This is a genomic window from Streptomyces sp. NPDC004111 (assembly GCF_042874215.1).
Classification (GTDB): Bacteria; Actinomycetota; Actinomycetes; order Streptomycetales; family Streptomycetaceae; genus Streptomyces.
The window spans coordinates 635,059-660,162 of sequence record NZ_JBIAMU010000001.1; the positions used below are offsets into that span (position 1 = coordinate 635,059).

The window sequence follows — 25,104 nt, forward strand, 5'->3', positions numbered from 1 at the left end:
CGGCTCGCCCCGTGATGGGACTACGCACCCGTTTCCACGCGCACCGCGACACCTTGGCTCCGCAGGCGGACCGCCAGGACCTCCATCTCGACGAGCGTTCCGACGAGCCCGGTCCCGACGAGTTCCACGGCCCGCGCCCGCGCTTCACCGAGTGACAGCCCGAGTCCGGTACGCAGCGCCCGCATCACGGGAACGAGCGTCGGCACCTCGGCGTCCGGCCGAAGGCGCGCGGGACCGTACGCGCGCAGCAGAGCTTGCCGGACGTGCTGGGGCGTGACACCACTCCCTGTTTCGCACCACGCGTTCGGACAGCCCGCACAACTGCCTTCGGTGCCCCAGCGGAGCACATCGCGGTCGAAGAACTGGCCGACGTCGAAGCCGGTCACGGACCCGCACTCACCGCACCGGCCAGTGGCCCATACCCCTTGGCTGATCAATGAGGACTCCTCGGAACTGGGTGCGGCACGGCCACACGGGCAGGACAGGGCGGCTCGATCGGGAACCAGGGTGATCGCCGTGTGGTCAGTGTGGGTGAAGCCGCCCGGTCACGGGCAGGGTCGACCCGTGCGCGCGTTCGACACGTCACACGACTTCGAGGGAGGAACCCCGAGGATGCGCGAAGCCGGGACGGAGGTCGAGGCGCGCGCTTCTGCCCCTGGGTGCGGTGGATACGTACTCGCTGCCTTCCTCGCCACGATCGGCTCGTTCGCCGGCACGGTGTGGACGATTCACTCGTGGGCGGATTGTCCACTCGGGAACGACGCAGGCGGCAACCTGGGGCTGCATGCCCTCCTGCTCGTCATGTGGCTCTGCATGACTCTGCTGCTGGCTCTGCTCCAGTTCGTCATCCAGCGATGGCCCCTTCCTGGCGGGCGAGCGACCAGGTGGCTCGTGCTGCTCGTGGGTGCTGTCGCCCTGACCCTGTTGTACCGCGTAGGGATGGACTGGCCGTACTACCCTGCCGCGGGCCCCTGCGTGGACGGCTATCCGCTGTTTCCCTTCACCGGCAAGACGGGACCGGGGTACGCCGGGTAGGCATGGCCGGCGGGCCGTCAGCGTGCGTCCCGTTCTGCCTCCGCCCTCGCCTCGCGGCGGAGGTCGGGGCGGGTTGTGCGGGTGCGGCCGTCCGCCGCCGTCCAGTGGGGGTGGCGCTCGATGCGGACCGAGAGGCGGCGGAGGCGGCGGCGCAGGGCCGTGCGGGTCGGGTCCTGGGCGAGCAGCTCATAGGCGGCGGTCCAGTCGCGCTGGAGTTGGATCAGGTCGGCGGGGAAGGGGTGGGATCGAGCCATGGCTTAAATTAGAGCACGTGTTCGATTTACTGGGTGGGACGGCTGGGCGCGTGGCGTGTCACGGTCCGGGGACCGCGTACCCCAGATACGTCACCACCGCTCTCCCCTCCGGCTCCAGGACCATGTCGACCAGCTCCGGCAGCTGCGCGTCGGTCAGTGTGCCGCGCCTGCGGCCCCGTGCCGCCCGCACCAGGGCGCGTACGTCGCGCGGCTTGAACGCCGAGACGTCCCGCGCCGACAGCCCCACCCTCCCCAGGGCCTCCGCCAGCTCCGCCGGGGTGCGCAGCCGGGCGGCGGCGTATCGGCCCCGGGGCATGATCCGGGTGCCGGGGAAGGTCTGGAACGCGCCGAGGTAGACGAGGCGGGCGACGGCGGTGCGGTTCACCGTGTCGTAGACGAAGGCGCCACCGGGGCGCAGTACGCGTGCCGCCTCCGCGAGGACCGCGTCCGGGCGTGCGGTGATCTCCAGCGTGTCGGCGCAGTAGACGAGATCGAACGAGTCGTCGGGCAGGGCGAGTTGTTCGGCGGGGGCGGTGAGGTAGGTGATGCCGAGCCCTTCGTCCGCCTCCCCGGCGAGGGCCGTCGCGGCGGGCGACGGGTCGGTGGCGACCACCTCGAAGCCCAGCCGGGCCAGGCCGCGCGCGGGGAGTCCTCGCCCGCTGCCGACCACGAGCGCCGTCCCGCCCGCCGCGGCGAGGCCCACCTCCGCGAGTACGTGCCGCACGTACTCCAGCCGTACGGACTGGAACGTCAGGGCCCGGATGTGGCGGCCGTCCACGGTTCCGGGTCCGGAGGTGTCGACTGCGATGTGCGGGGCGGTGGCCATGCCGGTCTCCCTCGACGCTGCGGGTCAGGTTCCCCGAGTGAACCTAGCATCGGCGAGTTCCCTCAGGGAACCCTTCGCACTACGATGCTTCCCGTGACCCGTACTCCCCTCTCCGGCGTCGCGTGCTCGATCGCCCGCGCGACCGACCTGTTCGGCGACGCCTGGACGGCGCTGATCATGCGCGACGTGCTCCTCGGCGTCCGCCGCTTCGACGAGCTCGCGCACGACCTCGGGCTGTCCCGCAAGGTGCTCGCCGCCCGGCTGGCCAGGCTGGTCGAGGAGGGCGTGCTGACCCGCGAGCGGTACCAGGACAGCCCGCCCCGGGAGGAGTACCGCGCCACGGAGAAGGGCCGCGAGCTCTACCCCGTACTGCTGGCGCTGATGGCCTGGGGCGACAAGTGGTACGCGGAGCCCGCGGGTCCGCCCGCGCTCGTCCGCCACGACACCTGTGGGCACACCACGACGCCCGTCGTCGCCTGCGACTCCTGCGGAGCGCCGCTCACGGTGGCCGACACCACGCAACTGCCGGGCCCCGGCGGGCGGGTGGGGCCGGGCACCCGGGTGCTCGGACCGCTGATCGCCGCGCGGCAGGAGGAGTAGCGGAGCAAGGGAAGAAGGTGCTGGTGGGGCTCTCAGTGTTCGGGCTGCGAGCCCCAGTCCCACAGTGCCTGCAGCACCGGGCCCAGCCGGCGCCCGCGCGGGGTGAGCGCGTAGCGCACCCGGGGCGGCCAGCCCGCGCGGCGGTCGCGCTCGACCACCCCCGTCGCGATGAGCTGCGCCAGCCGGTCCGACAGCACCTTGTCCGACAGCCCGGTCAGCGCCGCGCGCAGCTCGCTGTACGAGTGGTCGCCGCGCAGCAGTTCGCGTACCACCAGCGTCGTCCAGCGGCCCTGGAGCGCCGCCATCGTGATCTCCACCGGGCAGTCGGGCGCGGGTGCCCCGGCGTTCGCGTGCGGGTCGTCGGGAAGTCCTGCCGGGTGACCAACCGTTCGGTGAGCCACGAGATCGCCTCCTAGCGTGTGGGCGTCCCATTCTCCCGGCACCCGAGCACGGAAGGACGTCCGTCGATCATGCGAGAACTGGCCGAACGGCCCGAAGAAGTACCCGCGGTGTTCGCCGCGCGGTTCAACAGCGGCGACGCGCGAGCGCTGGCCCAGGTGTACGAGGACGCGGCGGTACTGGTCCCGCAGCCGGGCACGCCGGTCACCGGGCCCGACGTACGCACCGCCAACAGCCGCCTCCAGCAGCTCGGCGTACCCATCTCGGTCCGGCCACGGCACGTCTACCGCAACGGGGACCTGGCCCTGCTGATCGTGGACTGGACCATCGCCGGAACCGGCCCCGACGGCCTGCCCGTGCACGTCGAGGGCACCGCTACCGACATCGCCCGGCGCGGCCCGGACGGCCGCTGGCGCTACGCCATCGACAACCCCTTCGGCACGGCACGGGCGGGGGAAGCGGGCGGGGCGGGCTGCCCCGTACGCGGTGCGGGTGCCACACCCGCCAAATAAGTCGGGTGACGACCCGGTCCACCTCCCCCACCGCACCCCTCACTGCCCTCGCCGCCCCTCCAACTGCCTCCAACCCTGCCCTCTTTGCCACCTCCCCCGCCTACCCGCGCCCCTACCCTGGCGCGAAGGACCAGCGAGACCGAGGACCGCGATGAGCATCCGCAAGAACCGGGACCAGCAGGAGGCGGCCAAGTCCGCACCGGTGTCCCGGCAGCCGTCGCCCGCGCCGCAGCAGCGGCTGCTCGCGCTCCAGCGCTCGGTGGGCAACGCCGCCGTCGTTCAGGCGCTGCGGCAGTCCGGGCACCTCTCCTCCGTCGAGGGGGTGGAGGAGACCGCGCGGCCGGACGCCGGCGCGGAGATCAAGGACGTGACGTCCCGGAGCGGCACACCGCTGGACCCGGCGAAGCGCGCGAAGGCCGAGTCCGTCTTCAAGGAGGACTTCTCCGACGTACGGCTGCACACGGACGCGGTGGCCCAGCGGTCCGCCGCGAACATGGACGCGCACGCCTACACCGTGGGCAACAACATCGTCGCCGGGTCGGGCGGCATCGACGACCGGACCCTGTTCCACGAGCTGACCCACGTCTCCCAGCAGCGCAGGGGCCCGGTCGCGGGCACCGACCGCGGCGACGGCGTACGGGTGTCGGACCCCGGCGACCCCTTCGAACGGGCGGCCAGCGCCAACGAGCGGCTGGCCGACGTCCCGTCACCCGTACAGCACCACGCCGGTGACGGACACGACCACGGCCACGACCACGCACCGGGCTCCGCCGTGCAGCGCAGCACCGCACGGCCCGGCACCGCCGTACAGCGCGCCAAGCAGGACGGCGGCAAGGAGGAGTCCGGCGAGGGCGAGCCCCGCCGCAGGGTGCTGGTGGTCTGCGACGAGAGCGGGCTCGGTCTCGGCGGCGTCCCGGTCTTCAACATGGAGCTGGTCAAGGGGCTCCAGCACGACCACGACGTCTCCCTCCTCACCGTCAACAGCAACAAGGACTACGACCACGAGGAGACCACCGCCCAGCACGGCGGCGCCAACATCGTCAACGCCTCGGTGCCCGGGGTGAAGGAGGGCCGGGACCGCCTCGACGTCGTCGCCTCCGGCTCCCCGGGCCAGTACAAGCTGCCCAGCGGCCCCGACTCGTTCGACATCGTCATCGGGCACTCCCGCTTCTCCGGCCCCGCCGCGCAGAAGATCCGCGACTCCTGGTACCCGAGCGCACGCGTGGTGCACTTCCTGCACACCAGCCCCGTACGGCTGGACAAGATCAAGCAGAAGCCGGAGAAGGGCGCCGAGAAGGCCACCACGGAACGCCGGGCGATGCAGAAGGCCGACCTGGTGGCCGGTGTGGGATCGCTGCTCGCCAAGGAGGCCGAACGGCTGTCGGCGGGTGTGCTGCGCACCCCCGCGCTGCACGACTTCGTCCCCGGCACCGAGGTCGGCGCACCGATCGAGCCGTCCCTCACCAACCGGGCCAAGCACATGCTGCACCTGCCGCGGAAGCTGAAGGTGCTGCTGCCCGGACGGGCCGCCGACGAGATCAAGGGCGTCGAGGCGGCCGTGCAGGCCATCGGCATCCTGCGCCGCCCGAAGAAGCAGGGCGGTCGCGGCCTCGACGTCCGTATGACGATCCGCGGCACTCCGGACCCGCAGAAGGAGCCGGAGGTCTTCGCCAAGTGGCAGTCCCTCGTCGACACCTACGGCGCGGGCGGGGTCGTCATGCGGCCCTTCAGCAAGAACTCCGAGGACCTGGTGCGGGACCGGGAGGAGACCCACGCGGTGATCATGCCGTCGCTGCACGAGGGCTTCGGACTGGTCGCCACCGAGGGAGCGGGACGCGGCCTGCCCGTCCTGGTCAACGGCGAGAGCGGGGCCGCCCAGTTCCTGTCGCAGGTGACCAGCGGTTCCTTCACGGGCGTCGTCGAGACCCCGTACAACGTGGACTCCGAAGGCGGCAAGGAGGTCGAGGGCGGCGCCGACGCGCGGGCGCAGGCGTGGGCCGGGGCCATCGAGGGCCTGCGGGACAACCTGCCGGACGCGCGCGGCGAGGCCGGGCAGCTGTACGAGCTGCTCAAGGGCTACTCCTGGCAGCACGCCGCGCAGGCGCTGGTGGCGGCCACCATGGCGACCGCGCCGCCGCTCAACGGGAGGTCGCAGCCCGCGACGGAGGCCCAGCGCGGCGCGGTCACCCGGCAGGGCCCGAACGGCACCGTGGAGCAGGTCCAGGGCGAGCGGGACGACTGGTCGGCGCACGACTACTGGGACGGCTCCACCCCGGAACCGGCCGTCTGGAAGGAGGAGGACCAGGTCGCCCACCTGAAGAAGCTGGTCGTCGCCATGCGGCCGGACCCCAGGAGGAGCAAGTCGGCCGAGGTCCTGCACTCGGGCCGCCACACCGGCATCGACGGCAAGGAACGGCCGAGGCCGCCGAAGAAGAAGGAAAAGGAAGAGGAGTGAACGGGTCGGGCCGGGTCAGGGGTGTCCTGCCCCAGACCCGGCCCGTCCCTGACCCGGCCCGTCCCTGACCCGTCCCGTCCCGTCCCGATGACGCGGAAGCGGGGCGCCCGGACGTCAGGTGCGCAGGACGCACATGCGGTCCGTGACGTCCTCGACCCTCCGGCGGTCCGGCCGCACCCGGACGCCGGGCGTCCCGATGTCCAGGGAGCCCAGCAGCTGTTCGTCCGGGCCGATGCCCAGCAGCTCCCGGCTCCGCTCGCTGCGGCACCACCGCCCCTTGCGCCAGACGCTGCCGAAGCCGCGGGCGTGCAGCAGCAGCATCAGGCCGTAGGCGACGTTGCTCGCCGCGGCGAGCTGCTCCCACTCGGGCACCCCGCCCTCCTCGCTCGGCGAGAAGACGAGCACCGCCTTCAGGGGTGCCCGTACGGACTCCTCCCCGGCCGGGGTTCCTTCCGCGGCGTCCCCGCCGTCCTCCGCGTCGGCGCCGAGCCGGTCGCCCACCGCCGCGAGTTCCGCGTCCCGGAGCAGGATCCAGCGCCACGGGCGCAGTCCGCCGTGGTCGGGGGCGGCGGCAGCCCCCTTGAGCAGGTAGGCGAACTCCTGGTCGGAGGGTGCCGGACCGGCGAGTTCGTGGATGCTGCGGCGCGTCAGAATGGCCGTCATGACGTCCAAGGCAGGTACTCCTCAGTACGGATCCGGGTACGGATGAGGCTGCGGATACGGGCCCGGTACGACATCGGATACGGGTACGGGCCCGGTGCGAAATCGGGTACGGGTACGGCTAGGACGCGCTCCCGGACTCCTTGAGGAGCACCAGCTCGCCCTTGCCCACGGGCAGCAGGACTCCGGAGAAGTCGTCCGACGCCTCGACCAGCTTGGTGAACTCCTCCAGCTGGTGGGCGTGCGAGACGGCGTTGTCGATCACGAGCAGGCAGCCGTCCGCGAGGATCCGCCGCAGCGAGTCCCACCAGCCGACGTACTGCGCGCGGTTGCTGTCCAGGAAGAGGAAGTCGTACTCGCCGGCGTCGCGTCCGGCGATGAACCGGCCCGCGTCGTCGGTGATCTGCCGGATGCGGGAGTCGAGTCCGGCGCGCCGGAAGTTCTCTCTTGCCATCTCCGCCTTGTCCTCGGCCAGTTCGACCGTGGTGACCGTGCCGCCCTCGCCCACGGCGTCGGCGAGCCACAGCGTCGAGTAGCCGTTGGAGGTGCCGATCTCCAGGACGTTGCGCGCCTTGCACGCCTTGACGAGCACCGCGAGGAACGCGCCGGTGTCGTGCGTGATGTTGAGCATCTTCCGGCTGCGCTCGTCCGTGGACGAGTCGTTGGCCTCGCCGAATTCCTCCAGCTCGCGCAGTAACTCGGTGAAGGCCTGTTCCATGATGTGTGTCTCCTCGTCAATTAACTGGTCCGGTGTCATTTGGCAAGATTCTGGACCGTGATGTAGAGGCCCAGCAGCACCAGAGCGGTACAGAGTACCGTGTGGAATTTCTCCTCGGGAATGCTGCGGCGGATCTTGTTTCCGAGCGACATTCCCAGAAATGCCGGTACCAGGGCCGCCGCCGACATGAGGAGGAGGTTCACTTCCAGGAGGTCCTGGGTGCGCAGCGACCACGCCAGGGAAACCGTCGACAGCGTGAACAGGATCCCCATGCTCTGGATCAGCTGGTCCCGCAGCAGACCGATCGACTGAAGGTAGAAAACACCCGGTACGGCCGAGGATCCGGTCATTCCGGTAAGGAATCCGTTGACCGCTCCGAGAAGGACGCCGACCGGGTGGTTCCACCATTTTCCCCTGATGTTCACCCGCAGTCGGAAAAGGCCGAGAATTCCGTAGACGGCGAGCCCGACGCCGAGCAGGGCGGACATCACGTTCGCCCGGAAGTAGCTCAGCGTCAGGGCCCCCGACAGGGTGAACACGGTGGCGGCCAGGAGGAACGGCCAGGTGAGCCGGATGATTCTGCGGCCGTGGCCGCCCCGGACCGCCTGGGCGACGTTGGTCAGGAACGTCGGGATGACGATCAGCGCCTTGGCGGGCTCGATGCCGATCGTCGCGGTGAGCACACCGAGCACGACGGGCGGCAGGCCCAGACCGGTCAGTCCCTTGAACAGGCCGCCCACGAAGAACGTGAGGACGATCAGTACGAAGGTGGTCGGCCCGAACGAGAAGGGAGCGGCGTCGGTCACGGCTGGACGGCGGCCCTCGGGTGCTCGGCGGCGATCCCGCGGTCCACGAAGCAGCGCAGCGCCTGCACCACGTCGCCCTGTTCCTCCTCGGTCAGGACCTCGGGCCGCTTCGCCGCGAAGTGTTCGGCGAGCTTGCGGATGTCCCCCTCGCGGTTCTCGATGTACACCTCGGCGTCCGCCACGTGCGTGGCCTCGCGGTCGGCGACCTTGTCCGCGAGCCCTTCGGCGGGCGGTACGAAGTTGATGTCGAACGCGCCGATCTGGAGGAGGACGTACCGCGAATGGGTTCCGACGGGGGCTCCGTTGACGAACCGGTGCTTGTTCGTGCGGGGCACCTGGAAGACCTGTCCGGGGTGCACGGTGAACACCTCGCCGGCCTCCGGGAGTTCGATGGCTATCTGCCCCCGGGAGCAGTACACCATGTCGGACACCTCGTTGTGGAAGTGGTAGGGCACCGCTTCGTGGTCGAGGTTGAAGACGCTGACCCGCAGACCGTCCTGGTAGTAGAACTCTTTCATTTCCATGGTTCAGCTCCGTGTTTCGGTGGTGATCAGCTCTGAGTCGTCCGGGACGGGGGTGCTCTCGGGGTTCTGGGGCTGCTGCGCAATTCCTCTCGCGGTCTGGGCCCAGTCGGCGGCGACCTGTTGGGCGGCTCGCACGAAGGCCCCGGCGTAGTTGTTCTCGGTCTGCCAGAACCTGACGGGGGAACCGTACGACGACAGGTGCGGCGAGGGGCCGGTGATTCCCCCCACGCGCCTGGTCACCCGGTAGTCGCCGTGCGGGTCGAGGGCGAGTCCGCCGGTGGCGTAGCCCGCTTCCTCGTGGCGCACGATCTCGCCCCGCCGCAGCAGGTTGCGCACGAGGGGCGAGGGGTGGCGCTCCAGGCCGAAGTCGTGCGCCTTGGCCCGTACGACGCAGTCGGCCCGCAGCCGGGACCGCTCCCCGTCGGCCGTCTCGTGGGCGATCACGAATCCGCCGTCCTCGTGCACGCCGACCGGTGGGTCCGCGTAGCCGTGCCGCACGGTGGACAGGACGCCGGCGTCCATGAGGGCGAGCAGCTTCTCCGCGTTGGCCGTCGGCATCGGTACCGCGGTGCGGATGAAGTGCGTGTCGAAATGCCGGTCGTACAGTGCTTTGTCGGCGGATGTCAGTTCCCGGTAGAAGCACATGCGGCGTGCTTTCAGGACGAGCGTGTAGACGAGGTTGCCGTGGCGTGCGTCGTGGAGGTCGCTTTCGAGCTTCTCCCTGGCCGAGGCGAAGCGGGGCTTCTCCACGTCGTGCCACCCGAGCGCCCCGTCGGTCGCCCGGCGCAGGTCCTTGTCCAGCAGGTCCAGCACGGGTTCGAGCCGCAGCTGCCCCCGGTTCTCGCTCCGGATGCCGGCCAGGGCGTCCGGGGTGAGATGGTGCGGTTCGTGGTCGGTGAGCGGGCCCCGGACGGGTGGGAAGAAGCCGGAGCGCGACCCGACGACGATGTGCAGGGGTTCCGTCCCCCCGGCCGTCGGGGCGGGCCGGTAGGAGTCGATGTGTCCGTCGGCGGTGTATGTGAACGTGCCCTCGTCGCACAGGGTCATGACGGCGTCGATGCCGCTGGGCCCCATGCCCTGGACGTAGACCCGCGGACGGTCGCCCGCACCGCGCCGCGCGCGGACGCGGTCGGCGACGGCGGGCAGGATCCTGCCCGGCGGGTAGGGCGCCGCGAAGTAGCCCGGGTGTTCCGCGAGCGGGTCGCCCTGCGCGGACTGCCAGTGCCCGGTGCTCAGCAGCACCCGGTCCAGCCCGTCCAGGTCGAACTCGCGGCCCGTCGCCAGGTCGCGGAGCCGTACGCGGAAGCCGTCCCGCGCGCTCCACCCGTCGACGGCCTCGTGCTCCGTGTACTGCCGCACGTCGATGCCGTGCTCCCGGGCGGTCCGCACGGCGTCCTGGAACCGGTGCTCCAGGTACAGGCCGAACAGGGCGCGCGGGTAGAACTCGCCGTTCTCCGGCCGCCATTGCTCCAGATCGGTCCCGGGGTGGGTCTCCAGGACGAGTTCCGGGTGGTCGGCGACGAGCCGGGGCTTGTTCTCGGCGAGCCAGTCGACGAAGTCGTTGCCATGGATGCCCATGGTGCTCGCCTCGTTGTTGCACCGGTGCCCGAGCTGGGCGTTGTCCTTGGCGTAGGGGTATCCGGGGCCGCTGACCGGCCCCCGCTCCACCGTGGCGATCGAGACCGCCGTACGGGAGAGCGGGGACCGACGGCCGGGAGCGGTCAGTTCTCGGACCAGGTGCCACAGCGCGCAGGTTCCGGCGAATCCGGTGCCGATGACGCCGTACCTGACAGTTCCCACCGTGTTGGCTTTCAGCTCAGGACTCCAGACGGCTGAGGGCACCCCTGATGCGTGTGCCGGCTTGGCTCAGGGTGGAACCCGTACGGCCGCAGTTGATCCGTACGTAGTGGTCGAACTCCTTCTCCTGGGCGAAGTGGTTGCCGCAGATGGTGGCGACCCTCGCCTCCTCCAGCAGGAACTGGTCCGCCGTGACGTACCCGTGCTGCTGGTAGGCGTGGGCGTAGTGCGACAGGTCGACGAAGAGGAAGTAGCCGCCGTCGGGGGGCCTGACCCGCAGTGCGGGCACGGACTCCAGTTCGCGGAGCATGACCTCCAGGTTCGCCCGCGCGGACCTGGCCCGTTCGGTGGCCACCTCGTCCATGTCCGGCTGGAGCGCGAGGTGCGTCGCGACCTGGCCGTAGGTGGAGGCGAACGACGTGAGGTTGACCTGGGCACGAGCGGCGGCCTCGACGATGTCGGGCGGTCCGCACAGGTAGCCGATCCGGTCGCCGTGCATGCCGTACGTCTTGCCGGGGCCGGTCACCGTCAGCGTCCACGGCCGCATCGGGGCGGGGGTCCCGTCGGGGAGGGTGGCCTCGATGGCGGCGAAGGTCCGGGCGCGCTCGCCCAGGACGTGGGCCTCGTAGGGACAGTCGAACAGGACGTAGACCGGGCTCGCGCCGTCGGCCTCGCGGCGCTGGTTGTGCCGGGCGAGGACCTGGGCGAGCGCGGAGAGCTCCTGGGTGGAGTAGATCTTGCCGGTCGGGTTGACGCAGTCGCCGAGCACCACGATCTTGGTGCGGTCGTTGAGCGCCTGCTCCAGGGCCGGCGCCGTCAGCCCGTCCTCGGCAGTGACGCGGACCGTCGTCGGCACGGCCTCGTGGAGCAGCACCATGTCCCCGTAGTGGGGCCAGTTGGGCACCGGGACGACGACCTCGTCGCCCGGGTCCAGCAGGGCGTGGAAGGCCACGGAGATGGAGCCCTTGACGCCGCCGGGCGTCACCAGGATCTCGGTCTCCGGGTCGTAGGAGATGTCGTGCAGGCGGTTCACGCGCGCCGCGACGGACTCCCGCAGGAAGGGGAATCCCTTGATGGGGGCGAACGCGTGGAGCACCTCGGGCCGCGTGCGGATGAAGTCGATCACGCCGCGGTCGATCCGGGGGTCGGCGGGCGTGTCCAGGGCACCGATGCTGAGGTCGATGACCTGGTCCTCCGGGGCGAGCGTGCTGTTCATCGCCAGGAGTTTCGCGGCGGTGCCGTGGGTCACCGATTCCGGGATGTTCAGGATGGCGCGGGAGATTCCTCGGTTCTTCTGCACAGTCGTGCGGTCTACCTCTCTGGAGTCGTGCGGGCAGCCTCGGGGAACCGCTGACTCAGTTGGTGACGGCCTTGTGCATCGCGTTCCACATGCGCAGCTGGATGTCCAGCGTCTCCGTCGCGGCGGCGGCGATGGCCGCCACGTCCGCCTCGCTGTGGCAGTTGTTCACCACGCACTTCTTGGCGTCCGCGGCGTGGCGTTCCTCGACGCCCGCGTCGCCGACGTGGACGTTGAAGTAGACCTCGACGTCGTGGACGAACTTGTCCTGCGGCAGGTTCTTGTTGGTGTTGCGGAACGCCGTGCGGCAGATCTTGAGCATCCGGTCGGCGTGGGACTCCAGGGCCATCGCGACGCCCAGCATGCTGTGGTAGCCGGCCGTCAGCAGGTCCAGCGTGCGCTGCCGGTACTCCAGGGTCTCCGGGATGACGAGCTTGCTCTCCCGCGCCTCCTTGACCAGCATCGGAGCCACCCCGAACTCGACCTGGCCGTGCAGGTTGTGGGTGTTCTCCATCAGCACCTCGTGGCAGTGCGCCCGGTTTCCGTCGCCGGTCTCCTCGTTGAGGATGTGCGAGAACAGGACGAGGGTGTCCATGTCGTCGTGGGCCGCGGCCTGGGCGCACACGTGGGCTATGCCCTTCACGGTGCCTTCGGTGCGGTGGTAGAAGTTCGCCCGGTGGAAGTCGAACGCGTCACCGGTCCAGGGCGTTCCCTCAAGGAGCTTGAAGTACTCGTTCTCGTAGACCGGGTGCCGGTCCAGGTCGTCGATGAGCGTGGTGACCGAGTCGTGGATGGCCGTGCTGGGAAACGTTGTCATTCGTGTGTCCACTCTGTTTTCAGGCGCGGTTGACTGACGGAACGACTTTGCCGAGCAAATGGAACGGGAACGCAACTGGTCGATGCACGGATCGGACCGGGAGAAGAAGGGCTCCTCCACCCGTTTCCTTGCGGACCCGGATGAGTGCTGCACCGTTCCTCCACTCGTCGGCGTGCCTGCCGCCGACCCGTCACGATCATCCTGACGGACGGATCTTGGGCCCCACAGGACGGAAACTCGCCATTGCCAGCACGAACGCGGGCCGGGCGGGCGCACGGGGGAGGCGCACAGGGGGATCGGAGCGCCTGGTCTGCGGAAACGAATGCGCCCACCAACTATCAACACCGCGATTCAGGACAGGACCGCCGTGGAGATCAGGACACCGCTCGTACGGGGGCCGACGTGCGGAGAACTCCCTTCGCTCGCACACTCGTTCTTCGCGATGGCGATCGTTCGACGGCGGCACCGGGCCCCAACTGCGGGTTTCCCCGGCGGGCCGGGGCGGCCGGAGGGGCGGGTGCCCGTACGACCGCCGGATGCGCGACCGGTCGTCCTGATCGCGCCCTTGCGAGCGATGTAAGCGCCGTCATCGCGGAAGCAGGGCGTCCGAACGCTTTCCGAAAGAGGCGCCCGAGCCCTGGCCCGGCACTCCCCTCACGCCTCCGCCGGGGCCGTCAGCCGGGCCTCCGGCAGGTCGGGCCGGGCGGGGGCCCGTTCGGCGGTCCGGCCCTCCCGCAGCGCGCGGCCGAAGACGGCCGCCGAGGGATGCGGGTTGCTGCGCGGATAGGCGTACGTGAGGACGGCGGGCGGGGCGCCCGTCAGCGGCAGGTACAGGACGTCCGGGTCCGGGTGCTGCGCGGCCACCGACACCGGGAGCAGGCCGACCCCGCGCCGGGCCGCGACGGCGTGCAGGTACTCCTCGATGTTGGCGGCCTCGGCCCCGATCTCGGGGGTGGCGTCTGCGGGCCAGTCCTGCGGGGTGAGCGAGCAGCTGACGGTGTTGACGACCAGACAGCGGCGCCCCAGGTCGCGCCAGGTGACCCGGTCGCGCGCGGCCAGGGTCGAACTGCGGGAGACGGCCGCGATGCGCGGTTCCCGCAGGATCTCGGTGGTCACCAGCCGCGGGTCGCGCACCGCCCCCCAGAGCAGCGCCGCGTCGACGGACCCGTCGCGCAGTCCCGCGGTGCGGTCGTCCCTGCGCACGATCTGTACGAGGACGTGGTGCCGCTCCTCCAGCATGGCCTGCGCCTGCCGGCCGCGCTGGAGGGGGAAGCCCCACGCGTAGCCGAGCCGCAGCGAGGGCTGCGGCTCGGCGGGCTGGAGCGCGTTTTCGAGCTGGGGCAGCAGGACTTGGAGATCGGCCCGCAGCCGGTCGCCCTCGGCGGTGAGCCGGGGGTGCCGGGTGCTGCGGTCCAACAGGGTCTGGCCGAGGACCCCTTCGAGCCGCTGGATGTGCCGGCTCAGGGTGGGCTGCGAGATGCCGAGACGGTCGGCGGCCCAGGTGAAGTGCTTTTCCTCCGCCAGGGTGAGGAAACATCTCAGGTGCTGCAAACCGATATCCATGGCCCCAATGCTAGCCATTTTCGACTGTTTTCCCAGCTCAGGGGGTTGTGGCGGCCCTCTCACCGCGCCGGGTCGCGCCCCGTACGACGGTCAGGTGCAGGACGAGGGCGAGGGCGGTGAGGGCCGCCGTCCAGTAGGGCAGCGCCGCCGCGTCGGTGCCCAGCCCCAGCACGACTCCGCCGAGCGCGGACCCGATGCCGCTGCCGAGGTAGACGGCGGAGCTGTTGAGGGAGACGGCGACCGTGGCCTGTTGGGGCTGGGCCGCGATGAGCTGGTGCTGCTGCGGCACCTGTACGGCCCAGCCGGCCGCGCCCCAGATCACCAGGGGCACCACCGCCAGGGCGGCTGCGGTGTGCGCGGCGACGGGCAGCACCGCCTGGCTGACCACGATGAGCACCAGGATGCAGGTGACCGCGGCGAAGGGTCGGCGGGTGCGGTCCACGACCGGACCGATGAGGAGGCTGCCGAGGATGCCGCCCGCGCCCCAGGCCCACATGGCCCAGACCGTCCGATCGGTGTGTGCGGCGTCGGCCAGGAACTCGGCGAGGTAGGTGTACAGGCCGAGGCTGGAGATGCCGCCGAGCAGCGAGACGGTGACGATGCCGGCGACCCGGCCACTCGCGAGCGCGCGTACCCGGCGGCCCAGCGGGGGCGGCGGGCTCACCTCGATCCTCGGCAGCCGGACGATGCCGATCAGCGCGACCGCACCCAGTGCGGTGATCAGCCACATCGTGCCGCGCCACCCCACGTCGGAGGCGAGCAGCATGCCGGCCGGCACGCCGATGACCGTACCGATGCTCAGTCCGCCCATGACGGTGGCCAGGGCACGGCCGCGGCGCTCGGGGGTGGTGAGGCCGGCCGCGGTGGCGGCGGCGATGGGCGAGTAGACGCCCGCGCCGATGCCCGCCACCGCGCGGGCGATCAGCAGTACGGCCAGGGAGGGGGCGAGGGCGGTCAGCGCGTTGCCGAGGGTGAAGACCACCAGGGCGACGGCGAGCAGCACCTTCGCGGACCGCTTGGCCAGGACGGTCGCGAAGACGGGTCCGCCGAGCGCGTAGCAGAGCGTGAAGACGGTGACCATCTGGCCGGCCGAGGACGCCGAGATGTTCAGGTCCCGCGACACCTGGGGCAGCAGTCCGGCCATCACATAGGCGTCGACGCCCAGGGCGAACGTGCCGAGCGCGAGCAGCGGGATGAACCTGCCGCGGCCCGCCGCCCTCTCCTCCCCCGGTGCGTTCGTGGGTGCGTGCGGCCCGGTGGCCGACTTCTCCGTGGTGCTCATCCCAGGCGCTCCAGGTCCGTTTCCGCGGTGGTCTGCCGGCCGTGCGGGAAGTAGCCGGCCGGTCCGGTCGGCAGGGCCGACCGCTCGATGTCGTTGAGCAGGCGCTGAAGCCGTACGGACTCCTCGATCCCGGCGAACGGCACGACGGGCCGCTGCCGGTGGTGCGCGAAACGTACGGCGTCGGCGACGATGCGGCGCAGTCCGACGATGGTGTCCAGCCCTTCGGGCACGGGGTCGTGGCGGGTGTCCACCGCGCAGAGCGTCTCCTCCTGGCCGTCCACCACCCGCCAGATCCGCAACTGGTCGGCGTCCCACGTGGGGTTGGAGTACTCCGCCGCGGCGTAGACCAGTCCGCCCTCCTGGTCGCGGAAGACGCAGTCGATGGTGCGCTGCCGGGTGACGTTGACGAAGCTGCTGTACGCGCTGACCACGGCGTCGCCCAGCCGGGCGGTCAGCGCGACGCTGTCCAGTACCTCGGGGCCGGAGACGGAGTAGTCGGAGGTGACACCGACGGCGTTCTCCAACTGGAGGTGCTGGCCGTAGAGGCCGAGCCGCTGGACGAGGTCCAGGGAGTGGATCACTTCGCTGGTGACGCCCACCGTGGGCCGGTGGTCGTTGATCCGGTTCTTGCCCCAGGTGGCGTGGGCGCGCACCAGGGTCAGCCGGTGGCGGTGCACGTACGCGTGGAGGGCGGTGCTCGCTTCGGAGTACCGGCCCACCAGGTCGAGGGCGAACCCGGAGACCTCGGAGAGCGCCTCCGTCACGGCGTCGAGGTCGTCGTGGACCGAGGTGAGCGGCTTCTCGGCGAGGACGAAGCCCCGGTAGCCCCCCAGCCGCGTCAGGATCTCGGCGTGCGCGGAGTCGGTCACGGCGACGACGACGAGGTCGGGCGCGAAGTCGTCGAGCGCGCCCTCGACCGTCGGGTAGTACGGGATGTCCTCGACCGTGCGGTGCCGGGCGTGGTACGCGATCTCGATGTGCGGGCCCAGCTCGTGCGGTCCCGAGAGGCTGCGCAGGGCGTTCCGGAAGCGGGTGCCGGCGTAACCCATGCCCGCGATCAGGACCTTGACGGTGCTCGGGCCGTCCCCGGCGTCCGTGGGCTCCACGGTTTCCCCGAGGTCCCGCACGTCGGCGAGGTGCACGGCTTCCGCGGGGTTCCTGGTGTTCCTGTCGTTCACGGGGTTCGGTCCTCCGTCCGGCCCGGGGCGACCGGCTGGTAGTAGAGGCCCTCGCCGGTGGGCAGCCAGCCGGCCCGGCGGTGGAACTCCACCGCCCCGTCGGCGCTCTGCATCACGGCGACGTCCACCCCGCGCGCTCGCGCCCAGTCGAAGAGGTGGTCGACGACGGCGGTGCCGAGCCCCTGGCCCCGGTCGCGCGGATCGGTGACCAGCGTCTGCATCCAGGCGGCCCGGCCGCTGGGGTACGCGGGCGACGGGGGCCGCTGGTCGAGCACCGCGAGGGCGCAGGCGCGGAGCCGGCCGGGGCCGGGCGCGACCGCGACGCACACCTCGGCGTCGTGCGGCAGCTTCTCCTGGAGCCAGGCCCGGTAGCCGGCCCGCCAGGCGGCACGCGCCGCCGCGCCGGTGGCGGTGTACGGGAGGGGTACGGAGCCGCCCCCGCGGTCCGCCGCGCCTCTGCCCTGCTCGCCCGGCCCGCTCCCAGGGCCGGCTCTCCCGTCGTCGTCGGGTCCGTCGCCATCCAGCAAGTAGGCGCGCAGCCGGATGAGTTCGTCGATGTCGGCGGGCTCGGCCGCCCGGACGAGGGGGGTGGTGGTCGCTGTCGTCACGCGGTCCTCCCGTGGACGCCGAAGTGGGTGAAAACCTCGTCCAGGCTGCGGACCAGGTGGGCGATGTCGTCGTCGGAGTGGTGCGGCGTCACGTTGACGCGGAACCGCTCGGTGCCGACGGGGACGGTGGGCGAGTTGATCGGCTGCAGATAGACGTCGTGCACGTCCAGCAGGCGGGCGGCGGACCGCTTGCACAGTTCGGAGTCGCCGATCAGGACCGGCAGTACGTGGGTCGTGCTCTGCGGCATGACCTCGATCCCGGCGGCTTCCAGGGCGGCGCGCAGGAGGGCGGTCTTGCCCTGGAGGGCGTCGCGTTCGGCGGTGGAGGTCTTCAGGTGCTCCACACTGGCGTGGCAGGCGGCCACGACCGCGGGCGGCAGCGAGGTGGTGAAGATGAAGCCCGAGGCGAAGCTGCGGACGGTGTCGACGAGAGTGGTCGATGCTGTGATGTACCCGCCGATGACGCCCAGGCCCTTGGCCATGGTGCCCTGGATGATGTCGACGAGGTGGTCGACGTTCAGCTGGGCGGCCATGCCGGCGCCCCGGGGGCCGTACATGCCGATCGCGTGGACTTCGTCGAGGTAGGTGAGCGCGTTGTACTCGTGCGCGAGCTTGACGATCGCCTCGATGGGCGCGACGTCGCCGTCCATGGAGTAGACGGACTCGAAGACGACTATCTTCGGCCGGTCCAGGGGCTGGGCGGCGAGTATCTCTTCCAGATGGTCCACGTCATTGTGGCGGAATATCGCGCGGTCCGCCTTTGTGCTGCAAATTCCGTTGATGATCGATGCGTGGTTCAATTCGTCCGAGACCACAAAGGGATCGGGCAGCTGACGCAGCAGGCACTGCAGGGTCGCCTCGTTGGAGCTGTATCCGGTGGGGAATACCAGAGCGGCCTCCTTGTGGTGCCATTCGGCGAGCGAGGCTTCCAGCGCGGCGTAGTGGGAGTGGGTGCCTCCGATGTTCCGCGACCCGCCGGAGCCGGCCCCGTACTCGTCGATCGCCCGGTGCATCGCCGCGACCACCTTGGGGTGCTGGGACATCCCCAGGTAGTCGTTGCTGCACCACACGGTCACGTCCTGGGTGCGTCCGTCGGGCGTGCGGCGGGTAGCCTTCGGGTACGCGTTCGCGCGGCGGTTGATTTCCACGAAGGACCGGTACTGGCCGTCGCGTCTGAGCTTGTCCAGCTTTTCCGAAAGATAGAGCTCGTACATTCCATCACCTTGCAACTGACGTGCGCACCGGGTCGCACGAAACCTGTAAACGATGGGATTACATACAGCGCACACGGCCCCCGCAAAACCGATTGCCCGCATCTCTTATGCAGTATCCGTATGCCCGCAGGTCACCGCCGCGCGCGGCGGCGCCTGAGATGCCAGTCACACCGTCCGGACGTGAATTCCCTGTGACGGCGTCCTTGCGGGAATGTCTCGGCCGACGGGCCGCGCCCGCTGTCCGGCAGGGGAGTTCGCGCCCCGACCCTGACGAAAGTGGGGTGCGGTCCGGACCGAAAGTCCACAGACCGCGGCTCCGCTGATTTCTACGGTGGTGCCCATGAACGAAGCCATCGTCCAAGCCGTAGAAGGATTCGTCACCACGCCCTGGGTCTACGTGGTCCTCTTCGCCATCGCCGCTCTCGACGGGTTCTTCCCCGTCGTCCCCAGCGAGACCCTCGTCATCACGCTCGGAGTGTTCGCCGCCGCCACCGGGGACCCCTCGCTGCCGCTGGTGATCCTCGTCGCCGCCCTCGGCGCGTTCACCGGGGACCACATCTCGTACGCGGTGGGCCGCACCTCCGGCAAGAAGATCTTCGCCAGACTCACTCCGGGCAGCCGCACCCACAAGGCGTACACGAGGGTCGGCACGCTCCTCGAAGAGCGCGGCGGCCTCGTGCTGGTGGTCGCCCGCTACATCCCCGGCGGACGCACCGCCGCCACCCTCACCACCGGAGCCACCGGCTTCCCCCGCCGCTCCTTCACCCGCTACGACGCCGTCGCCGCCTCCACCTGGGCCGTCTACTCCGCCTGCCTCGGCTACCTGGGCGGCGCCGCCTTCGAGGACGAGCCGCTGCTCGGAGTGGCGCTCGGACTGGGACTCGCCTTCTCGATCACCGTGCTGCACGAGGGCGTACGGATGGTGCGAGCCCGCTCCGCCCGGAAGGCGGCCGATGTCCGCCAGGAGCCCGAAGCCCACCGGACGGCCGACGCCCACCAGAAGGTCAGTGCCTGAACGTCCCCTCCCCGCAACCGTGTTCACCCACCGACCGCCCCACCCGACCGAGCATTCGACCCCGTGGCCGGGGACGCCACCCGCTCCCCCGCCTCGTGGGTCACCGGCCGCCCTGGTACAGGGTGCGCGAGGGAGGGCGGTGGTAGTGCTGCTGGTAGAGGGTGGCGAAGCGGCCCGGGTGGGCGAAGCCCCAGCGGGCGGCTATCTCGCTGACCGTGGCCGGGGGTTCGGCACTCAGGAGTTCCTCGTGCGCGGCCCTCAGCCGCAGGTTGCGCAGGTAGCCGAGCGGGGTGGTGCCGCGGTGCTGTCTGAAGGCGTTCTGCAGCGCGCGGGGGCCGACGTTGGCGATACGGGCGAGTTCGTCGAGCGTGAACGGGTGCGCCGGGTCCGCCTCCATCGCGGTGATGGCCCGCAGCAGGGTGCGCGGGCTGAGCCTGGCGGTCGGGGTGCGGAGTTCCTCGCTGTACTGGTGGCGGGCCCCGTACAGGAGCGATGTCATGACCGTCTCCCACAGCCGGTCGGCGACCGGCCCCGGGTCCAGCAGGCCCGTCGGGCGGGTGACCTCGTCCTCCAGCAGCCGCATCAGCCGGTCCGGGACCAGCCCCTTGCCGGTCCCGGCAGTGGTGGTGTTGTCGCAGCGCAGCCGTTTGACCGGGCGTTCGAGGTGCTCGGCGAGGAGGCTTTCGAGCACGGCCGGCTCGATGCCCAGTACGCAGAACTCGGCGGGCGGGCCGTGCAGGATGGTCGTGTGGGCCCGCGGATCGAGCAGGATCGGGCTGTCGTGGTGCGGCGAGAGCACCACGTCCTGACCGTTCTGGTGCATGGAGAGCCGGCCGCTGCGGACGGCGCCCGCGTAGTACAGGCCGAGTTCGGACGCGAAGAGGTCCAGCTCGCACGACATGGTGATGCGGGTGAGGTGCGCCGGTCCGGTGGCCAGGATGTGCGCGCCGAAGCGGACCGGTATTCGCTTGTCGAACCGCACGGTCAGCTTCCGGTGGTGGGCGAACATCTGGTGCATGAGGTACTCGGCCTCTTCGGCGGTACTCGCCCCGAACCCGCACGGAACAGCCCGCTCCGCCCCCTCGCCCGCCTCCGGGGCCCTCTCCCCGTGCTCGTCCCGGCCCGCGTCCCGCCGCGTGCTGCCCTGCGAATCCCGCGTCATTTCCCCGTCCCCGTCCCCGTCGAACCGCTGTGGTGCCGGTCGCGCGCCGCGCGCCCGGGGTGGCCCCGAGCGGCGCTGATGATCGGCTCGTTGATCGTCGGGTAAGTGTGCGAGGCAAGCGGGAACTTCGGCACGGAAAGCGGGTATCGCCATCCGTTCGTGTGGCCACCAGGTGATGCGTACGGCCGTGGCGTGCCGTCACCAGGTGATGCGTACGGCCGTGGCGTGCCGTTTCGACGGGGTGCCTTCCGTCGCCGACTACGGAAGGCACCCCTGACCACACCGCACACCGGTGCCGATCGGCGGCACCGCTGCAGGCGGGGACGAGTCTGGCTCACGTCCGGCGGATCTTCGTACCGTCGCGCGCGCCGAGCACCAAGGGAGGTTCGCCACGCGGACAGGACATGCGTTTGACGGCCGGTTCCGAAGGCGCGCGCGAGCGTTCCTCCGACGGGGACGCCCCGCGCGCCCGGCCGGGCGCCGCGAGCCGCCGAAGTGGCCGTCGAGCGAAGGGGCAGGCCGCGACACGCACCCCGGTCGGCCCAAGCCGAATCCGGACGCGGTTCCGCGCGTTGAATCGGTTATGCATAAGAGAAACGCTTCTGCACCCCTGACCCACGCTCCGGGGCCGCCGCCGGGCGTCCGGAACAAGGACGGCGGCGGCGTGCGCACCCGCGGTGCCACGCCCATCTACGACACCGTGTGCACGCTGTGGCGGCTCCAGAACCGCGAGCTGCCCGGCAGACCGGACACCCCGGGCGGACGGCCGGGCGCCCCGGAGCCGGCGCACCGCGCCTGACCGCGCGCGACGCCGGCCGCACCGCCCGGGAACAACGGCCCGGGAAGAAGACGCACGCAGACAGCACGAGGACGTACCGCGCCGGGGGACGGGCGCGCAGGGGGCCGCACGCCGCGCCCCGGATCGTCGAATCACAGGGGAGAACCAAAGCAATGTGGACAAGCACCAGTGGCGCCCACGCCCCGGCCGCCGCCCAGGGCCGGCACGTGGGCCGGCTGGTCGGCCGCGCGGAGGAAGTGGCGGCCCTGCGTGGGCTGTTGGCCGGGCAGCGGCTGGTCACGGTGGCCGGACCGGCGGGGGCGGGCAAGAGCAGGCTGGCCGCCACCGTCGTCGCCACCATGCCGGACCGGCCCTGGCAGCACGTCGTCCAGGCCCGGTGGCAGGGCAGCGGGCCCGCCGCCCCGAACGCCCTGACCAGCGCCGTCGCCAGGGCCCTGACCGGCATCGGCACTCCGCCCTCCACGCACATCGGCCATGTGCTCCGCCATCTGCCCACCGCCCCGACGCTGCTCGTCCTGGACGACGTCGACCCGGTGCACACCGAGTGCATGGGCCTGGTGCAGCACCTGTTGATGGCCGCGCCGCGGCTGCGCGTGCTGGTGACCTCGCGCCGGGTGCTGGGCCTCGGTGACGAACACGTGCTGCGTCCCGCTCCGCTCGCCGTCGAGGCGCCGAACGGGCGCCGCCGCCGGGCCCCGGCGGTCGACCTCTTCCTCTCCCGCGCCCGGATGGCGGCCGACCTGCGCGTGAAGGACTCCGAGCTGCGGTGGGTGGAGCTGATCTGCCGCCTCGTGGAGGGCAATCCGCTGGCGATCGAACTCGCCGCCGAGCACACCCGGCACTACTCGGTGCGCCGGCTCGCCGAACTGCTCGGCGACAACCAGGGCTGGCCGACCAGCCCGCACCGCGTCCTGCGCCGCCACCGCTCGCTGCGGGAGTCGATCGGCGCCAGTTACACCCTCTGCGAGCAGAACCTGCGCATCGTCTGGGGCCGGTCCAGCGTCTTCATCGGCTCGTTCACCGAGGCGACGGCGGTGTTCATGTGCGCCGGTGGCCGGGTGCGGGCGGAGGAGGTGCCGGGCTGCCTGGCGCAGCTGGTCGCGCTGGGGGTGCTGGAGGCGGTGCACGACCCGGGCGGCCCCGGCCAGCCCCGGTACCGGATGGCGCGCCTCGCACGGGACTTCGGCATGGAGCGGCTGCGGGAGGCGGGCGAGCTGACGACCACGTACGAGCGGCGCCTGATCCACTACCGGAATCTGGCGGTGGCCGCCGGGCACCTGTGGGACAACGGCTGCCAGAGCCAGGCCGCCCTGCTCGTGCAGGACGAACGCGAGGACCTCAGCGCCACGATCCGGTACGCGCTCGGCGACCCCGACCACGCGGAGGCCGCGCTGCGGACGGTCACCAGCCTGTGGTTCTGGTGGGCGGTGCACGGCAGGGCGGAGGAAGGGCTGGGCCACCTGCGGCAGTTGCTCGACGGGCGGCTGCCCGACGGGCCCGGGACGGCACCCGCCCTGCTGCTGGCCGCGTGGCTGACCGCGGGCAGCGACCCGCAGTACGCGCGTACCCTGCTCGGCCGGGCCTGGGCCTGTGCGGTGCTGGCCGCGGACAGCGCCACCCTCGGCCGGATCTCCCACGTGCACGGGGTTCTCGCCCTGCACCAGCACGACCACCGGGCCGCCGCCGCCCACTTCCAGGAGGCGGCGGACACCATTCCGTACCACGCGACGGGCGGTCCGTCCCCGGCCGTCAGCCAGGCTGCCGCCGCGCTCGCCCAGGCGTCGTTCGCCCCGGGCCTCGCGCGGGTCAGCGCGCGGCGGGCCCTCACCCACCCGGGTTCCCACACCGACGACTGGGCCTGCGTGACCGCGCGTTACGCGCGCGCGTTCGTCGACCACCACGACCGGCACAGTGCCCGCGCCTGGCGCCGCGCGCAGCGCACGCTCGCCACGCTGGACGACCGGCTGCCCACCCCGCACGGCTACATCGCCCTGCGGCAGCTGATCAGCGACATCGAGTCCGGCGGTCCGGCCGCGCCGTCCCTGCCCTGCGGGCCGCCGCCCCGCATCCCGGCCCCGGCGAAGGCCCCGGACCGGGGCGCGGAACCGGCGGCGGAGGCGGCGGAGACGGCGGAGGCCACCGCCGAGCCCACCGCGGACCCGGTAGCGGACCCGGCCGCCGACTCCGCCGCCCGTTCCGGCCGGATCGCCGGTCCGTGACCGCACGCCCCTGACGCACCGGCAGCGGCATCTCCGGTGAGCGGCAGCCGCAGCGGGCACGACCACGGGGTACGGCCCCGGCCACGTCGCGGTGGCCGGGGCCGTACCCCGTACATGCGGATCCCCGGTGCCTACCGGATGCCGGAGGCGGCGGTCACGGACCCAGGACCGCGATGGACTTGATCGTCGAACTGGGCTTGGTCTCGCCCCAGTGCTTCGACTTGATGTCGACGTACTGGCCGTAGCACGAGACGTCGCTGTACACACGGATCGTCCGCTTGGTCTGGTTGGAGACGGTCTTGCCGCTCCACGCCTTGCAGCCGGGCGAGGGGTTGAGCCCGCTGGTGCGCTTCGTGCCGCGGAAGTCGTTCTGGGACCACGTGCACACCGAGCCGTTGCGGCAGCTGGGCGAGTCGGCCGCGTGCGCGGTGGCGGCGGGCAGCAGCGCGATGAGCGCGGCTCCACCGAGCGCGATCAGTTTCGTCCTCAAGGGTGGTGCTCCTGTTTCCCTATGGATCATGGACGAGGACGACCCTGCCAGGGCGCGATCGAAGGGGTCAACGATCTCCTTGACCCCCTCGGCCAACCTCCACCGCCCCCGCGCTCGTCCTCCTTGCGCCCACCATGCCCGGTCGTGGAGGGCCGCTGCCGCAGGCCGCCCGCGGTTCAGCCGTTCGGCCGCCCGGTGCTACGCGTCGGCCGGGCGCCGCGGCTCGCGCCACATCCCCCACAGCACGGGGCCGCCGCCCGGCAGGGCGAACTCCTCGCGCACGGTGAAGCCGAAGTGCTGGTAGAAGGGCAGGTTGTCCGGCTTGGAGGACTCCAGATAGGTGGCCTGTCCCGCCGCGTCGGCCTGGGCGAGGCCGGAGCGCAGCAGTGCCGCGCCGTGCCCCTGGCCCCGGGCGGCGGGGTCGGCGCCGATGAGCGACAGCGACCGGTGCGGCTCGCCCGGGGCGTGCCCGGCGGCGGTCTCGACCGCCGCACCGAACCGGGCGACGCCGTCCCCGAGGATGCCCTTCAGCTCCTCGATGGTGTCCGCATCGGGAACCGCCTTGGCCTGCGCCTCGGCCGGCACCCAGAAGGCGACCGCGGAGCCGGTGAGCTCGCAGACGCCGTGGTGGACGTACTGCCGGGTGAACAGGGTGCGGAAGTACCGGGCGAGCGCGGCTTCGCGCGTCGCCGCGTCGGCGAAGAACCAGCACATCATCGGGTCGTCGAGGAAGGCTCCGGCGAGGGTGCGGCCGATCCGCGCCGCGTCGTCGAGGGTGGCCGTCCGAGGGGTGATCGTTATCGGCATGGCCCCATTCTGCACACCCGCCGAACTGCGACGACGAGGGGGCCACGCGGCCGGCGCAACGGCCTGA

26 protein-coding genes are annotated in these 25,104 nt (G+C 71.5%); 7 read left to right on the forward strand and 19 right to left on the reverse strand.

Features of this window, described 5'->3' with window-relative positions; all coding sequences use genetic code 11:
• Positions 1–20: 20 nt before the first annotated feature.
• Positions 21–386, reverse strand: a complete 366-nt coding sequence (locus ACFYVL_RS02815) for a hypothetical protein (protein ID WP_389240960.1) — start codon at positions 384–386, stop codon at positions 21–23.
• A 178-nt stretch (positions 387–564) separates the two neighbouring features.
• Here ACFYVL_RS02815 and ACFYVL_RS02820 point away from each other — a divergent pair, with 178 nt between their 5' ends.
• Complete coding sequence (locus tag ACFYVL_RS02820) at positions 565–1,035, forward strand: hypothetical protein (RefSeq protein WP_389240961.1); 471 nt, start codon at positions 565–567, stop codon at positions 1,033–1,035.
• 17 nt (positions 1,036–1,052) lie between these two features.
• Here ACFYVL_RS02820 and ACFYVL_RS02825 read toward each other — a convergent pair whose 3' ends face one another.
• Positions 1,053–1,289: a hypothetical protein gene (locus tag ACFYVL_RS02825; RefSeq protein ID WP_389240962.1), complete on the reverse strand. Its 237-nt coding sequence runs from the start codon at positions 1,287–1,289 to the stop codon at positions 1,053–1,055.
• A gap of 58 nt (positions 1,290–1,347) precedes the next feature.
• On the reverse strand, positions 1,348–2,115 hold the full coding sequence (locus ACFYVL_RS02830) for a class I SAM-dependent methyltransferase (protein ID WP_389240963.1): 768 nt from the start codon (positions 2,113–2,115) through the stop codon (positions 1,348–1,350).
• A gap of 93 nt (positions 2,116–2,208) precedes the next feature.
• Here ACFYVL_RS02830 and ACFYVL_RS02835 point away from each other — a divergent pair, with 93 nt between their 5' ends.
• The gene (locus tag ACFYVL_RS02835) at positions 2,209–2,715 is read left to right on the forward strand and encodes a winged helix-turn-helix transcriptional regulator (RefSeq protein ID WP_389240964.1); all 507 of its coding nucleotides are present in this window, start codon (positions 2,209–2,211) and stop codon (positions 2,713–2,715) included.
• Positions 2,716–2,747: 32 nt separating this feature from the next.
• Here ACFYVL_RS02835 and ACFYVL_RS02840 read toward each other — a convergent pair whose 3' ends face one another.
• Positions 2,748–3,116, reverse strand: a complete 369-nt coding sequence (locus ACFYVL_RS02840; RefSeq protein WP_389240965.1) for a winged helix-turn-helix transcriptional regulator — start codon at positions 3,114–3,116, stop codon at positions 2,748–2,750.
• A 69-nt stretch (positions 3,117–3,185) separates the two neighbouring features.
• On the opposite strand from ACFYVL_RS02840, the gene ACFYVL_RS02845 reads away from it, so the two are divergent.
• Both ACFYVL_RS02845 and ACFYVL_RS02850 read left to right on the forward strand, forming a co-directional pair.
• Positions 3,186–3,626, forward strand: a complete 441-nt coding sequence (locus ACFYVL_RS02845) for a YybH family protein (RefSeq protein WP_389240966.1) — start codon at positions 3,186–3,188, stop codon at positions 3,624–3,626.
• 151 nt (positions 3,627–3,777) lie between these two features.
• On the forward strand, positions 3,778–6,081 hold the full coding sequence (locus ACFYVL_RS02850) for a DUF4157 domain-containing protein (RefSeq protein ID WP_389240967.1): 2,304 nt from the start codon (positions 3,778–3,780) through the stop codon (positions 6,079–6,081).
• Between the two features lie 114 nt (positions 6,082–6,195).
• Here the strand turns inward: ACFYVL_RS02850 and ACFYVL_RS02855 are convergent, their stop codons facing one another.
• The 12 genes from ACFYVL_RS02855 to hemA all read right to left on the reverse strand — a co-directional run bounded on the left by ACFYVL_RS02855 (position 6,196) and on the right by hemA (position 18,545).
• Positions 6,196–6,744, reverse strand: coding sequence for a nitroreductase family protein (locus ACFYVL_RS02855; protein ID WP_389240968.1), 549 nt, complete (start codon positions 6,742–6,744; stop codon positions 6,196–6,198).
• Positions 6,745–6,862: 118 nt separating this feature from the next.
• A complete protein-coding gene (locus tag ACFYVL_RS02860) occupies positions 6,863–7,498 on the reverse strand; it encodes an O-methyltransferase (RefSeq protein WP_389240969.1) in 636 nt (211 codons plus the stop codon).
• Positions 7,495–8,265: a sulfite exporter TauE/SafE family protein gene (locus tag ACFYVL_RS02865; RefSeq protein ID WP_389240970.1), complete on the reverse strand. Its 771-nt coding sequence runs from the start codon at positions 8,263–8,265 to the stop codon at positions 7,495–7,497. The genes ACFYVL_RS02860 and ACFYVL_RS02865 overlap by 4 nt, the downstream gene beginning before the upstream one ends.
• Positions 8,262–8,789, reverse strand: coding sequence for a cupin domain-containing protein (locus ACFYVL_RS02870; RefSeq protein ID WP_389240971.1), 528 nt, complete (start codon positions 8,787–8,789; stop codon positions 8,262–8,264). The genes ACFYVL_RS02865 and ACFYVL_RS02870 overlap by 4 nt, the downstream gene beginning before the upstream one ends.
• A 3-nt stretch (positions 8,790–8,792) precedes the next feature.
• The gene (locus tag ACFYVL_RS02875; RefSeq protein WP_389240972.1) at positions 8,793–10,589 is read right to left on the reverse strand and encodes an FAD/NAD(P)-binding protein; all 1,797 of its coding nucleotides are present in this window, start codon (positions 10,587–10,589) and stop codon (positions 8,793–8,795) included.
• 16 nt (positions 10,590–10,605) lie between these two features.
• Positions 10,606–11,886, reverse strand: coding sequence for a pyridoxal phosphate-dependent aminotransferase (locus tag ACFYVL_RS02880; RefSeq protein ID WP_389240973.1), 1,281 nt, complete (start codon positions 11,884–11,886; stop codon positions 10,606–10,608).
• A gap of 55 nt (positions 11,887–11,941) precedes the next feature.
• On the reverse strand, positions 11,942–12,700 hold the full coding sequence (locus ACFYVL_RS02885; protein WP_389240974.1) for an iron-containing redox enzyme family protein: 759 nt from the start codon (positions 12,698–12,700) through the stop codon (positions 11,942–11,944).
• A gap of 654 nt (positions 12,701–13,354) precedes the next feature.
• A complete protein-coding gene (locus tag ACFYVL_RS02890; RefSeq protein WP_389240975.1) occupies positions 13,355–14,263 on the reverse strand; it encodes a LysR family transcriptional regulator in 909 nt (302 codons plus the stop codon).
• A 37-nt stretch (positions 14,264–14,300) separates the two neighbouring features.
• The gene (locus ACFYVL_RS02895) at positions 14,301–15,545 is read right to left on the reverse strand and encodes an MFS transporter (RefSeq protein ID WP_389240976.1); all 1,245 of its coding nucleotides are present in this window, start codon (positions 15,543–15,545) and stop codon (positions 14,301–14,303) included.
• Positions 15,542–16,723, reverse strand: a complete 1,182-nt coding sequence (locus tag ACFYVL_RS02900) for a Gfo/Idh/MocA family oxidoreductase (RefSeq protein ID WP_389240977.1) — start codon at positions 16,721–16,723, stop codon at positions 15,542–15,544. The genes ACFYVL_RS02895 and ACFYVL_RS02900 overlap by 4 nt, the downstream gene beginning before the upstream one ends.
• Positions 16,720–17,331, reverse strand: a complete 612-nt coding sequence (locus ACFYVL_RS02905; protein ID WP_389240978.1) for a GNAT family N-acetyltransferase — start codon at positions 17,329–17,331, stop codon at positions 16,720–16,722. Before ACFYVL_RS02905 ends, ACFYVL_RS02900 begins: the two co-directional genes overlap by 4 nt.
• Complete coding sequence (gene hemA, locus ACFYVL_RS02910) at positions 17,328–18,545, reverse strand: 5-aminolevulinate synthase (RefSeq protein ID WP_389240979.1); 1,218 nt, start codon at positions 18,543–18,545, stop codon at positions 17,328–17,330. Before hemA ends, ACFYVL_RS02905 begins: the two co-directional genes overlap by 4 nt.
• Positions 18,546–18,885: 340 nt before the next feature.
• Here hemA and ACFYVL_RS02915 point away from each other — a divergent pair, with 340 nt between their 5' ends.
• Complete coding sequence (locus tag ACFYVL_RS02915; protein ID WP_389240980.1) at positions 18,886–19,560, forward strand: DedA family protein; 675 nt, start codon at positions 18,886–18,888, stop codon at positions 19,558–19,560.
• Positions 19,561–19,660: 100 nt separating this feature from the next.
• Here ACFYVL_RS02915 and ACFYVL_RS02920 read toward each other — a convergent pair whose 3' ends face one another.
• A complete protein-coding gene (locus ACFYVL_RS02920; protein WP_389240981.1) occupies positions 19,661–20,722 on the reverse strand; it encodes an AraC family transcriptional regulator in 1,062 nt (353 codons plus the stop codon).
• A 664-nt stretch (positions 20,723–21,386) separates the two neighbouring features.
• On the opposite strand from ACFYVL_RS02920, the gene ACFYVL_RS02925 reads away from it, so the two are divergent.
• Entirely contained in the window at positions 21,387–21,521 is a 135-nt protein-coding gene (locus ACFYVL_RS02925; protein WP_389240982.1) for a hypothetical protein, read from the forward strand.
• Between the two features lie 152 nt (positions 21,522–21,673).
• On the forward strand, positions 21,674–23,740 hold the full coding sequence (locus ACFYVL_RS02930) for an ATP-binding protein (RefSeq protein ID WP_389240983.1): 2,067 nt from the start codon (positions 21,674–21,676) through the stop codon (positions 23,738–23,740).
• Between the two features lie 154 nt (positions 23,741–23,894).
• Here the strand turns inward: ACFYVL_RS02930 and ACFYVL_RS02935 are convergent, their stop codons facing one another.
• Both ACFYVL_RS02935 and ACFYVL_RS02940 read right to left on the reverse strand, forming a co-directional pair.
• Positions 23,895–24,230 (reverse strand): peptidase inhibitor family I36 protein, encoded by a 336-nt coding sequence (locus ACFYVL_RS02935; protein WP_389240984.1) that lies wholly within the window; start codon positions 24,228–24,230, stop codon positions 23,895–23,897.
• A gap of 198 nt (positions 24,231–24,428) precedes the next feature.
• Positions 24,429–25,037 carry a GNAT family N-acetyltransferase gene (locus tag ACFYVL_RS02940; protein WP_389240985.1) on the reverse strand — a complete coding sequence of 203 codons (609 nt, stop codon included), beginning with the start codon at positions 25,035–25,037 and terminating at the stop codon, positions 24,429–24,431.
• Positions 25,038–25,104 lie beyond the last annotated feature (67 nt).